This is a genomic window from Chitinophagaceae bacterium, assembly GCA_016710165.1.
Classification (GTDB): domain Bacteria; phylum Bacteroidota; class Bacteroidia; order Chitinophagales; family Chitinophagaceae; genus Ferruginibacter.
Genome location: JADJLJ010000002.1, coordinates 311,725 through 325,452 on the forward strand (window position 1 = coordinate 311,725; position 13,728 = coordinate 325,452).

The window sequence follows — 13,728 nt, forward strand, 5'->3', positions numbered from 1 at the left end:
GCTGATTGCTGATGAATCGCTGCCTGGTTATATGGATGATGATTCAGAGCAGTATTGCGGCCATCGCACAAATTCCCAACGTAAGTTTAGGCAGTATTTGGCATTTTGAGAATTTCCCTTCCAGGTATGTGGCGGCACGCAATGTGGATGTGTGGCTCCCGGATGGATATTCAGCAACGAAAAAATATGCCGTGTTATATATGCACGACGGTAAGTCGTTGTTTGATTCATCCATTGTGTGGAATCACCAGGAATGGGGTGTTGATGAAGTGCTGGGGAAATTAATGGCCGAAAATAAGATAAAAGACTGCATTGTTGTGGGTGCCTGGAACACGGAACTTACCCGGCATAATGAATACCTTCCGCAAAAGCCGTATGAATCGTTAAGAAGGGACCAGCAGCAGGTATTGCTCAAGGCCAAACGGGTCGGTGGAAATGATGTATTCAGCGTTGATGAGATCCGGTCGGATGATTATTTACGCTTCCTGGTGCAGGAACTGAAACCTTATATCGACAGCGCCTTTTCAACCCTGCCCGATCAACAGCATACATTTATTTCAGGCTCCAGCATGGGCGGGCTGATCTCCATTTATGCCATCTGTGAATACCCCGGTGTATTTGGAGGGGCAGCCTGTCTTTCCACACACTGGACGGGTATTTTCCGGAAAGAGAATAACCCGTTTCCCGGGGCAATGATCAACTATCTTGGAAAAAACCTCCCATCCCCTGAAAACCATAAGATCTATTTTGACCATGGCACTGAAACCATCGACAGTTTGTACAGGTCCTACCAACTGAGGGTTGACAGAAAAATGAAGAGCAGGGGATTTAATAAGATGAACTGGGTCACGAAAGAATACCCCGGGGCCGATCATTCCGAAAGATCCTGGAACAAAAGGCTTGAGATCCCCATGAATTTTTTATTGAAGAAATAATTCCGGAACCCGTTTTTAAAGAACAACTATTTCCTGCCTTCCAGTATTTTAATATAGTTCCCTCTTTCATAGGCTGTGGGGTCTGAAATGTTCTGCTGGCTCATGATCCCGCGGAAGGCATCCACGCTGTCAAAGCCCATCATATACATCCAGTCATTCAGTTCCTTGTTCATGGTTTTAAGATACGGAATGCCATTCTTGTAAAGCGAAGAAGCCGTCATCACCACATCTGCACCGGCCAGCAGGTATTTTATCACTTCCACTGCGCTTTGCACACCCGTGGTGGCAGCCAGGGACAATTTCACCTTACCATATAAAAGGGCGATCCATAATAACGGTAACCGGATCTCGTTGGATTCGCTGTAATGCAGGTCGGTCTTTATCACCAGTTCATTGATGTCAAAATCCGGCTGGTAAAAGCGGTTGAACAGGACCAGCGCATCTGCCCCGGCATTTTTCATGCGCATGGCCATATTTCCTGTGGCACTGAAATACGGGTTCAGTTTTACCGCTACCGGTATCTGCACCGTCTGTTTTATTGTTTCAATGATGTTGAGGTAACGATGTTCCACTTCGGATGAAGACATGGAAATATCTCCCGGAATGAAAAAGATATTTATTTCGATGCCATCTGCACCAGCCTGCTGCATCTGTTTGGAATAATCGATCCATCCTTCATTGGTAATGCCATTGAGACTGGCAATGACCGGCATTTTCACCCTTTCTTTGGCTTTGCGGATATTCTCCAGGTATTCATTGATGCCTACTTTATAATCATCCAGTCCCGGAAAATAATCCATCGCCTCCGCAAAGGCATACGATGTTCCGGACAGAACACTATTGAACAACGCCTCTTCTTTCCGTATCTGTTCTTCGAACAGGGAGAAAAGCACCACAGCGCCGGCGCCATTATCTTCCATCTTAACGATATTATCGGTCTGCTCACTTAATGTGCAGGCAGAAACAACAAGGGGGGAGTTCAGGTCCAGGCCCATGTAGGTGGTTTGCATTTTCATAACATTGTTTTGAGTTCACGGTTCATAGTTCATAGATCATGGTAAGGTTCTATGAACCATTAACTATGAACTATTTATGCTACCGGAACAAAATCACTTGCTTTTTTGGTAGCCAGTTCTTCGTATGTTTTCCATTTCAGGTTCACCTGTTCCTGAGCATGTCTCATCAACTCTTCTGCCGCTTCAGGATTTGTCATGGTAAGTACTTTATACCTAAGCTCATTGTAGGCATAATCTTTTAATGCCATGTTCGGCCTGGGTGAATCCAGTACAAAGGGATTTTGGTTCTTCTTACGCAAGACCGGGTTGTAACGCAGCAAGGGCCAGTGACCGCTGGCAACGGCTTTGTGCTGCTGGTCCAGTCCATTCTTCAGGTCATATCCATGTGCAATGCAATGGCTGTATGCCAGGATGATGGAAGGGCCATCATAGGCTTCGGCTTCCCGCATGGCCAATAATGCCTGCTGCGGGTTGGCGCCAAAGGCAACCCTTGCCACATACACATTGCCATAGGAGATGGCCTGCATGGCCAGGTCTTTTTTACCACCTGCTTTACCGCCTGCCGCAAATTTTGCCGTTGCAGCAGTTGGGGTTGACTTAGACGATTGCCCACCGGTATTGGAATACACTTCTGTATCCAATACCAGTATGTTGATATTCCTTCCGCTTGCCAGTACATGATCCAGGCCACCATAGCCAATATCATATGCCCATCCATCACCACCCACTAACCAAACGCTTCGCCGAACGAGTTGATCAGCCATTGATAATAAATGAGCGGCTTTGGATGATTTGATCTCTTTCAGTTTTACTTTCAGTCCGTCCACCCGCTGGTGCTGCATCACCAGTTCGGATTCCAGTGTTTGCGGCGCATCCAGTATTTCTTTTACATAGGCTTCACCAAACTCATCTTTCATCTCCAGCAATAATTGCCTTGCAACAGCGAGTTGTTTATCGGCGGTGATGCGCATGCCCAGGCCAAACTCTGCATTGTCTTCAAACAGGGAGTTGCTCCATGCCGGCCCACGGCCATCTTTATTTTTTGCCCATGGGGTGGTAGGCAGGTTACCGCCATAGATGGAGGAGCAACCTGTTGCATTGGCTACCAACAGCCTGTCGCCAAATAATTGTGATAATAGTTTTAAATAGGGTGTTTCACCACAACCGGCACATGCACCAGAGAATTCAAACAGGGGTTCCAGGAACTGTGCACCATGAACGGTAGAGAAATCGATCTTTGACCGGTCATTCCATGGAATGTTCTCAAAGAAGCCGATATTTTTTTGCTCCTGTTGAAGGATCGGTTCTTTTTCATCCATATTGATCGCCTTGCGGCTGCGGTTGGCCGGGTCGGTAGCGGGGCAGACCTCCACGCATAAATTACAACCGGTGCAATCTTCCACATAGACCTGTAAGGAATATTTTGTTTCCGGGAAACCCCTTGCATTGATAGGGGCTGATTTAAAACCTTCCGGCGCTTTCCCCAGGAATTTTTCATTATAGAATTTGGCCCGTATCACACTGTGCGGGCACACGTACGCACAATTGCCGCACTGGATACATACATCCGGTTCCCACACGGGCACCAGGTCTGAGATATTTCTTTTCTCCCATTGGGTGGTGCCGCTCGGATACGTTCCATCCACCGTCATTTTACTTACAGGAATATCATCCCCATGTCCAGACATCATCATGGAGGTAACTTCTTTCACAAAAGCAGGCGCTTTATCTGAAACGGTGAGCCGGTCCACAGAAGCAGCGGAGGATTTTTTCGGATAACTCACTTCATACAGGTGCGCCAGTGTTGCATCCACGGCTACAAAGTTCTGCTCAATTACTTTCGGGCCTTTTTTGAAATAGGTCTTTTCAATGGCCTTTTTGATTTGTTTGATGGCATCGTCTTTCGGTAACACACCGGATAATGCAAAATAGCAGGTCTGCATGATGGTGTTGATACGCCCGCTCATACCGGTTTCCCTGGCAACGGTGGTTGCATCGATCACATACAGTTTTATTTTCTTGCCGATGATCTGTTTCTGTACCTGCCCGGATAATTTATCCCATACTTCTTCCTTGCTGTACGGGCTGTTCAATAAGAAGGTGGCGCCTTCGCTGGCGAATTCCAGCATCTCCACTTTTTCTGTAAAGTTGAACTGGTGGCAGGCTATGAAGTCGGCTTTTGAGATCAGGTAAGGAGCCCTGATAGGGTTAGGTCCAAAGCGCAAATGTGAAACGGTCCGGGCGCCGGATTTTTTTGAATCGTATACAAAATAACCCTGGGCATACAGGTCCGTATTCTCCCCGATGATCTTAATGGTGTTTTTGTTAGCACCTACGGTTCCATCGGCACCAAGGCCAAAGAACAGGCCCTGCCTCCATTCGCTTTCGTCTAATTTGAATTCAGGATCATATTCCAGACTGGTGAAAGTGATATCATCATTGATGCCGACCGTAAATCCATTTTTAGGTTGTTTCTTTTTCAGTTCATCATATACGGCTTTTACCATCGCCGGTGTAAATTCCTTTGAGGACAGGCCGTAACGGCCGCCTACGATATTGGGTAATTTTTTCAGTTTGCCTTGTTGCAATGCTTCTACCAGGGTAGACAGCACATCCTGGTACATCGGTTCACCTGCTGCGCCGGATTCTTTGGTACGGTCGAGTACGGCGATGGACCTGGCTGTGGCAGGCAATGCTTTTATAAAATGCGATAAGGAGAAAGGCCTGTACAAGCGAACAGCTATTACACCTGTCTTTCTTCCTTCTTTATTCAGGGCATTTACTGTTTCTTCCACCGTTTCAGCACCGGAGCCCATGATGATGATCACTTCTTCTGCATCTGCTGCGCCGGTATATTCGAACAGTTCATATTTTCTCCCGGTGAGCTTTGCAAATTCATGCATCACTTCTTCCACAATTCCGGAAGTATTGTTGTAAAATGTATTTACGGTTTCTCTTCCCTGGAAATATACATCCGGGTTCTGGGCCGTACCACGGATGAAGGGATTATCCGGATTCAGGCCTCTTTTACGGTGTGCGATCACCAGTTCATCCGGCATCATGGCCTTTATCTGTTCATCACTTAATAATTCAAGTTTATTTACTTCGTGTGAGGTACGGAAGCCGTCGAAGAAATGAACAAACGGGATCCTTGATCTCAGGGAAGCTACCTGTGCGATCAATGCAAAGTCATGTGCTTCCTGTACGCTGGCAGATCCCAGCATGGCAAAGCCGGTTGTTCTTGCTGCCATCACATCCTGGTGGTCGCCAAAAATGGAAAGGCCCTGAGCGGCCAATGAACGTGCCGCCACGTGAAATACGGCAGGGGTTAATTCGCCGGCGATCTTATACATATTGGGCAGCATCAGCATTAAACCCTGCGATGCGGTAAAGGTAGTAGTAAGTGAACCTGTCTGTAAAGCGCCATGCACGGTTCCGGCGGCACCGCCTTCACTCTGCATTTCAATTACGTCGGGTATATTGCCCCAGATGTTCTTTATTCCTTTGGAGGCCCACTCATCGGCCAGTTCGGCCATGGTGGAGGAAGGAGTGATGGGGTAAATGGCACACACTTCATTGATGCGGTACGCCACATACGCAGCGGCTTCGTTTCCATCGATGGTTGCAACGGGTTTATTTTTATTTGACATTGTTGACAGCATTAACAGGTTCAGGAATCATTTCTATGGCGTGGCAGGGGCATTGCTCGTAACATACTGCACAGCCGGTGCAGGCATCGTAATTGAATTTGTAACGATTGCCCTTGCCTAATCTAATGATCGCATCTTCGGGGCAGGCGCCAAAGCAACCATCGCATTCAAAACAATTGCCGCAACTTAAGCAGCGCTGTGCTTCAAACCGGGCTTCTTTTCAGATAAGCCATGGATCACTTCATTAAAGCTTTTACGGCTACTGCCGGTGCCAGTTTATCCTGCTCTTTTTGCGGCGCATCGGTCTTGTACCACATGTGCAGTTTTTTATAACTGGCGGTCTGGTGTTTATCGGGTTTCTGATAGGGCTTCAGCATCAAATAGCCATTGATATACCTGGCCGCTTTTTTACCATGGCCAATGGCGATCGTTGCACTCCGGTTTTCCCCGGGCAGCATATCGCCGCCGGCAAAGATCCCTTCACTGCCGGTCATGCGCTGTGCATCTATTACCACGGTGCCATCATCATTGATCTTAATGTTGGAAACGGAACGGAGAAAACCGGAATCGGTTTCCTGTTTGCTGGCGTTGATCAGCACGTCGGCTTCCACGATCTCAAATTCACCGGTGCCGACAGCTTTGCCTTTCTCCACTTTCATTATTTCGAGGATGACCTTTTTGTTCTCTACCCGGCTGATACTGCGGAGGAGTTTTACCTCCACGCCTTCAGCCAATGCATCTTCGGTCTCATAGTCGTAGGCAGGCATCATTTTTTGATCGCCGTAGAAATAAACGGATGCCTCCGAGTCAAAGCGTTTTACCATTCTTGAAATATACAGGGCCAGTTTACCGCCCCCGTAAACAACTACTTTCTTTTTTGTGTAAGGAGAAGCATCTGTTTTGGACCGTTGGAAGAAAGAAAATGCGTCGGTGATATGCACGGAGTTATCGTACTGAAATTCTTCCTGGTGGATGAGTTGTGCACCAACGGAAACATATACCGCATCAAAATGACCGGCTTGTTTTTCGGCCAGTACGTCCTGTACCTTATGGTTAAGCTTTATGGTTATTTCCAGTTTTTTGATGCGTTCGATCTCGGCATCCAGGATGTCTTTTGGCAGGCGGTAATCCGGAACACCGGTTCTTAACAAGCCTCCTGCTTCGCTGCCAGCCTCATAGACCTCTACCGTATGACCCATCCGGGCAAGATGATAAGCCGCTGAAAGTCCGGATGGCCCGGCGCCGATCACCAGCACCCGTTTGTGGGTTGTGTAAGCCACGAATTGTATGGGCCAGTTTTGTTTGATGGCTTCATCGCCGATGAATCTTTCCACCGCATGGATGTTGATGGTGGTATCAATATGGTTCCGGTTGCAGCCTGTTTCACAGGGTTTTACACAGACCCGGCCCATGATGGCCGGGAAGGGGTTGTCTTCCAGGATGGTCTGGAAGGCTTCAAAATAATTACCGGCCTGTGCATAAGCCAGCCATCCCTGGATGTTCTCTCCCGCCGGGCAGGCGCTGTTACAGGGGGGCATAAAATCCATGTAGACCGGGCGCCGGGTCCGCAGGTGTCCGGTACCTTCTGCATGCGTGAGCAGGTCAACGGGTTTGGTGATGTCATTTGAAGCCATGATACTGATTTTTAAATTGGAAAATGAACAGGCTTACTAAGGCCTGCTCAGTTCCGGAAAAATAGAATCAATACCGAAAAGAGGGGGTGACGTAATTCAAGTGAACAAATGATTCTTATCAGTTGGGCGGATGAGGGAATAGCAGGCGGTATGGGTAAAATGAACGACCCGCCGCTGAAAGCGGGGGGCCGATAACTAGAATGGGGTCATCTATGATATTGCTTTTAAAATGATGTCCTTCACATCTTTCAGGGCCACCCTTTCCTGTGTCATGGTATCCCGGTAGCGGATGGTGACGGTATTGTCTTCTTTTGTCTGGTGGTCAATGGTCACACAGAACGGCGTACCAATGGCATCCATGCGGCGGTAGCGCTTGCCGATGGTATCTTTCTCTTCGTAGAAACAATGAAAGGCTGTTTTGCATTCGTTCATCAGTTCATATGCGATCTCGGGTAAACCGTCCTTCTTGGTCAGGGGAAGAATGGCCAGCTTGGTAGGAGCGATCTTTGCCGGGATCTTCAATACCACCCGGCTGTCTTCCGTACCGTCTTCCTTGTTCCACTTCTCTTCTGTGTAGGCCAGGCTGATGATGGTCAGGAACAACCGGTCTAACCCCACCGAGGTTTCCACGACAAAGGGAACATAATTTCCGTAAGGTTTGCCGGTGGCGGGGTCAACATCGTTATCGAAATACTGTATTTTCTTCTTGCTGAATCTCTCATGGTTCTTCAGGTCAAAGTCGGTACGGCTGTGAATGCCCTCCAGTTCTTTCCAGCCAAAAGGGAATTCAAATTCAATGTCCAGTGCCGCATCGGCATAATGCGCCAGTTTCACATGATCATGAAAACGTAATTTGCCGGCAGGGATGCCCAGGCTCTCATGCCATTTCCTTCGTTCTTCTTTCCAGAAATCATACCATTCCTTTTGGGTGCCGGGGCGGACGAAGAACTGCATTTCCATCTGTTCAAATTCCCGCATGCGGAAAATGAACTGGCGGGCCACGATCTCATTGCGGAATGCCTTGCCGGTTTGTGCGATGCCGAAAGGGATCTTCATGCGGCCGGTCTTCTGCACATTCAGGAAGTTCACAAAGATGCCCTGGGCTGTTTCGGGGCGCAGGTAAACAATATTATCATCCGGGTTATCGGATGCCACGGCGCCGAATTCTGTTTTGAACATCAGGTTGAACTGGCGGACCTCGGTCCAGTTACAGGTTTTACTGACGGCACATTTAATAGTATTGTCTTCGATCAGTTTTTTTAATCCGGCATAATCGTCTTTGGCAAGCAAGGCATCCATAGAAGCCAGAACTTCATCTGCCCGTTTATCGTTGCCCGCTGTTCGTTGTTCGTCTGCGAATGTTTCGATCAAATGATCCACCCGGTATCTTTTCTTGCTGTCTTTATTGTCGATCATCGGGTCGCTGAAATTGTCCACGTGGCCGCTTGCTTTCCAGGTGGTGGGGTGCATAAAAATGGCGGCATCAATGCCCACGATGTTGTCATGCAGCTGGGTCATGCTTTTCCACCAGTAGTCCCGGATGTTCTTTTTAAGCTGGGCGCCGTTCTGGCCATAGTCATATACGGCTGCCAGGCCATCATAGATTTCGGATGACTGGAAAATATAACCGTATTCCTTGCAATGGGAGATCAGCTCCTGGAACCTGCCTGCCGGCAAGGCAGGATTGTTTGCTTCGTTTGCCATAGGGCGCAAAGATAAGCACCGCAGGCAATACTTTGAAGGGGTATAATTGTTCTATTTCAGCTTTTCATTTTGCTGATGTCTTTCCTTATCCCTCAAATTCTTCTTCTCAAAATTCTTTTGCAGGGCTTCGGTAAGGTCCACCCCGGTCTGGTTGGCCAGGCAGATCAATACCCAAAGCACATCGGCCATTTCATCGCTGAGTTCTTTTCCTTTATCGCTTTCTTTAAAAGATTGTTCACCGTATTTTCTTACCATCAGCCTGGAAAGCTCGCCTACTTCTTCCATAAGGATTCCGAGGTTTGTCAATTCACTGAAATATTTTACGCCCACTGTTTTTATCCAGTTGTCTACATCCTGTTGCGCCTGCTGTATAGTCATGAATTCAACATTTAAAATTCAACATTCAAAATAAATCATTCCCTGTTCCTGGTATCTATTATAATTGTCACCGGTCCATCATTCAGCAGAGAAACTTTCATATCAGCCCCGAATTCACCGGTATATATTTTTTTGCCCAGGTCATTTTCCAGTTGGGCGATCATCTTTTCATACATCGGTATGGCAATATCCGGTTTGCTTGCTTTGATGTATGAAGGCCGGTTGCCCTTTTTGGTGGAAGCCTGCAACGTGAACTGGCTTACCAGTAAAATATCGCCCCCCATATCTTTCACCGCGATATTGGGCACTTTATTCTCATCATCAAAAATGCGGAGGTTTACAATTTTGTTGCTGAGCCATTCAATGTCTTCCTTGCTGTCGGCATCTTCAATGCCAACCAGGACCAGGAGGCCTGTTTTGATTGCGGACCGTATGTTACCATCAATGGTCACACTGGCCTGTGTTACGCGTTGGATCACTGCTTTCATATACTAAAGATAATAAGGCGATGCTGATCTACTTCACCCTGGATGCCAGCAAAAGAAACAGGGCGCCCAGTGGCAAAGGCAGCCAGAAGTAATCATACAGTTCACTTACATGGCTGCTGTTCTTACCAACTGTATACATGGTGAGTGCGGCCACGATGCACAATAATGCAAGGAGGGTGTAGAGCTTTTTCCTGTTCATGATCGGGGTTTTGCATAAAGCTACTCTTTAACCCCAGCTTTTTCAACCGGCTGCAGAAAAAAACCCAAAAGGCAGTAAAATCAACCCATTGAAGTTTTACTGAAATTTCCAAGATTTTTTATGAAAAATTTTTCCGGAAACCGGGGAAAAATGAGCAAAAGCCCTGCCCGGTTGAGTCTTCAAAATTATCCACGATTTTTTCCACAACTGTTAATATTTAACGGTTTGTTTCTTCCCTGCTAACAGATACTTTCGTTTGCTTAACAATTACTTAACCCCCTCAAGCACGAAGATAGTATGTCAAAGAAAATCCAATCTTTAAAAGGACTGCAGTTTACCCGCCAGTTTACCAAAGACGGTGTTAGTCCTTTTGATATGTTCGAATACGATTACCGCACCTCTGTGATCAAAAATCCTACAGGCGAAATTGTTTTCCAGATGGACAACGTTGAAGTTCCGAAACAATGGAGCCAGATCGCCACGGATATCCTGGCACAGAAATATTTCCGCAAAGCAGGTGTTCCGAAAGAAGACGGAACAACCGGAAGAGAGACAACCGTTAAACAGGTTGCTCATCGCCTGGCTCATTGCTGGAGGGTGTGGGGCGAGCGCTACGATTATTTTGCCACGCCAAACGATGCACAGGTATTTTATGATGAACTGGTATATTCCATTTTGAACCAGGCCTGCGTTCCCAACAGTCCGCAGTGGTTCAACACCGGCCTGCATGAAGTATATGGCATCACCGGCAAACCACAGGGACATTATTATGTGGATGCCAAAGACGGGCTGCTGAAAAGATCAGAGAATGCATACGAACGTCCGCAACCACACGCATGCTTTATATTAAGCGTCAATGACGACCTGGTGAATGAAGGCGGCATCATGGACCTGTGGGTACGGGAAGCAAGGATATTCAAATACGGAAGCGGCGTGGGTACCAACTTCAGCAGCATACGTGGCGAAGGAGAGAAATTAAGCGGTGGTGGTACATCAAGTGGCTTAATGAGTTTCTTAAAGATAGGTGACCGGGCTGCCGGTGCCATCAAAAGCGGCGGTACAACCAGGAGGGCAGCTAAAATGGTTTGTCTCGACCTGGATCACCCCGAAATCCAAAACTTCATCAACTGGAAAGTGGAAGAAGAAGATAAAGTGGGTGCATTGATCGCTGCCGGGTATCCCAGCGATTATGAAGGAGAGGCATACCGCACCGTAAGCGGGCAGAACAGCAATAACTCCATCCGCATACCCAATGATTTTTTTGATGTACTGGATAATGACGGCGAATGGGAACTGAAAGCAAGAAGCGACGGCAGGGTGATGCGGAAAGTGAGGGCAAAGGACCTGTGGAACCAGATCAACTATGCTGCCTGGCGTTGTGCTGACCCGGGTACACAATACGATACCACCATCAACGAATGGCATACCTGCCCGGAAGGTGGTCCCATCAGGGCTTCCAATCCCTGCAGCGAATACATGTTCCTGGATAACACGGCCTGTAACTTAGCCAGTGTGAACCTCCGCCGTTTCTTTGACGAGGATACCAACAGCTTTAATGTAGAAGGATTTGAACATACCTGCCGCCTGTGGACCGTGGTGCTGGAGATATCTGTACTGATGGCGCAGTTCCCTTCCAAAGAAGTGGCACAACTTTCTTATGATTACAGGACATTAGGTCTGGGTTTTGCCAATCTTGGTTCCATGCTGATGGTAAGCGGCATTGCTTACGACAGCGAAGAGGCAAGAGGAATTGCCGGGGCCATCACCGCCATCATGACCGGGGTGTCTTATAAAACATCGGCGGAAATGGCCGGGTTCCTGGGTGCATTTGACAAATACGAAGAGAACAAAGAGCACATGCTGAGGGTAATGCGTAACCATCGTGCCGCAGCATACGATGCTACCGGTGCGTATGAAGGTCTTCGCATAAAACCACAGGGCATCAATGCAAAATATTGCCCGGATTATTTACTGAAGGCTGCCACCAAAGCATGGGATGATGCCGTTCAGCTGGGAGAAAAATACGGCTACCGCAATGCACAAACAACGGTGATTGCTCCCACCGGGACCATCGGCCTGGTAATGGACTGCGATACTACCGGCGTAGAACCGGATTTCGCTTTGGTGAAATTTAAAAAATTAAGCGGTGGTGGTTATTTCAAGATCATCAACCAGAGTGTGCCACAGGCATTGCGTAACCTGAAATACAGTGAAAAAGAAATAGAAGAGATCGTAGCGTATGCAAAAGGCCATGCTTCACTGGATAAAGCGCCTTTCATCAATACCAAAACATTGCTGGAAAAAGGCTTTACTGCCGAAGACATCGATAAACTGAATGCCGCATTAGGCGCTGCCTTTGAGATCGGGTTTGTTTTCAACGTATATACCCTGGGTGAGACCTGCCTGGAGCGGCTGGGCTTTACACCGGAGCAATATGGTGATTATAACTGGAGCCTGCTGGAAGCATTGGGATTCAGCGACGACGAAATTGAAGCGGCCAACATATATATATGTGGTACCATGACGGTGGAAGGTGCTCCTTATTTGAAAGAAGAACACCTTTCTGTTTTTGATTGTGCCAACAAATGCGGAAAGATCGGCGAACGTTACATACATGCACACGGGCACATCCGTATGATGGGTGCAGCGCAGCCATTCCTGAGCGGCGCCATCTCAAAAACCATCAACCTGCCGAATGAAGCAACCCAGGAGGAAATTGCTGATTCTTACCGCCTCAGCTGGGAGCTTGGTTTAAAAGCCTGTGCGTTATACAGGGATGGTTCTAAATTATCGCAGCCGTTAAGCAACAAGAGCGATAAGAAAAAGAAACTGGACGAACCCATCAGCGAAGAAAGCGCTGCTGCACTGGCTGCCGACATCAGCACCATGGTGGATATGGGCAAACTGACCATTGATGACCTGCTGGATGAAATGAACAAGCGTGTTCAGAGCAGCGCCGATACCACCTTGAAGCGCCAGCTGGCGATGATCGTGGAGAGAAGGGCGTTACCAGCCAAGCGTCGCGGCTTTACACAAAAAGCAAAAATAAACGGGCAGGCCCTGTTCCTGCGTACCGGCGAATACAACGACGGCACCCTTGGGGAGATATTCATTGACATGGCGAAGGAAGGCGCCACCATGCGCAGTATGCTTAACTGTTTTGCCATTGCCATCTCCATCGGCCTGCAATACGGAGTTCCCCTGGAAGAGTATGTAGAGAAATTCGTGTTCACCCGTTTCGAGCCAAGCGGCATGGTGGATCACCCGAATATCAAGAGCGCAACCTCCATCATCGATTTCATCTTCCGCTCACTGGCCTATGAATACTTAGGCAGGAACGACCTGGTTCATGTACTGGATACGCCTGAAGTGCTGAACCAGGGCAACGAACCCTGGGATGAGAATACACCCACCATTGGTGAGCGTAAACCCGAACTGAGTGAAGTGAGGGTGGTCAGCAGCACCGGTTCAGCATCCCCGGTAAAGGCGCAGCACCGCACGGCCCATAAAAAGGCAGAGAAAGGACTGGATGCGGTGAATGCAGCCGCCAAGAGCATGCAGAGCGATGCACCGGCCTGCAATACCTGCGGACATATCACCGTACGCAGCGGCACCTGCTACAAATGCCTGAATTGCGGAAACAGCATGGGCTGCAGTTAAGATGGTTTGATTAAGCACGAACATAAAACGGGCGCCACTCATTTGAGTGGCGCTTTTTTTAAAT

Annotated in this window: 8 protein-coding genes and 1 pseudogene; 2 read left to right on the forward strand and 7 right to left on the reverse strand. The window is 48.0% G+C overall.

The features are described 5' to 3' along the window. Positions 1–11 precede the first annotated feature (11 nt). Positions 12–935 (forward strand): alpha/beta hydrolase, encoded by a 924-nt coding sequence (locus IPJ02_11750; GenBank protein MBK7376201.1) that lies wholly within the window; start codon positions 12–14, stop codon positions 933–935. Between the two features lie 26 nt (positions 936–961). On the opposite strand, the gene IPJ02_11755 is transcribed toward IPJ02_11750, so the two are convergent. From IPJ02_11755 to IPJ02_11785, 7 genes and pseudogenes are all read right to left on the reverse strand, one after another. After that, entirely contained in the window at positions 962–1,951 is a 990-nt protein-coding gene (locus IPJ02_11755) for a dihydroorotate dehydrogenase-like protein (GenBank protein MBK7376202.1), read from the reverse strand. A gap of 74 nt (positions 1,952–2,025) precedes the next feature. Next, positions 2,026–5,601 (reverse strand): pyruvate:ferredoxin (flavodoxin) oxidoreductase, encoded by a 3,576-nt coding sequence (gene nifJ, locus IPJ02_11760; protein ID MBK7376203.1) that lies wholly within the window; start codon positions 5,599–5,601, stop codon positions 2,026–2,028. Continuing rightward, positions 5,591–7,235 (reverse strand): annotated as a pseudogene (locus IPJ02_11765) (NAD(P)-binding protein). Before IPJ02_11765 ends, nifJ begins: the two are co-directional and overlap by 11 nt. A 210-nt stretch (positions 7,236–7,445) precedes the next feature. After that, entirely contained in the window at positions 7,446–8,939 is a 1,494-nt protein-coding gene (locus tag IPJ02_11770) for a glycine--tRNA ligase (protein MBK7376204.1), read from the reverse strand. Between the two features lie 51 nt (positions 8,940–8,990). Next, the gene (locus IPJ02_11775) at positions 8,991–9,317 is read right to left on the reverse strand and encodes a nucleotide pyrophosphohydrolase (protein ID MBK7376205.1); all 327 of its coding nucleotides are present in this window, start codon (positions 9,315–9,317) and stop codon (positions 8,991–8,993) included. 35 nt (positions 9,318–9,352) lie between these two features. Then, complete coding sequence (locus tag IPJ02_11780) at positions 9,353–9,805, reverse strand: D-tyrosyl-tRNA(Tyr) deacylase (GenBank protein ID MBK7376206.1); 453 nt, start codon at positions 9,803–9,805, stop codon at positions 9,353–9,355. 28 nt (positions 9,806–9,833) lie between these two features. Beyond that, entirely contained in the window at positions 9,834–10,004 is a 171-nt protein-coding gene (locus tag IPJ02_11785) for a hypothetical protein (protein MBK7376207.1), read from the reverse strand. 297 nt (positions 10,005–10,301) lie between these two features. Between IPJ02_11785 and IPJ02_11790 the strand changes: the two genes are divergently transcribed. Next, the gene (locus IPJ02_11790; protein ID MBK7376208.1) at positions 10,302–13,664 is read left to right on the forward strand and encodes a vitamin B12-dependent ribonucleotide reductase; all 3,363 of its coding nucleotides are present in this window, start codon (positions 10,302–10,304) and stop codon (positions 13,662–13,664) included. The last annotated feature ends 64 nt before the right edge of the window (positions 13,665–13,728 follow it).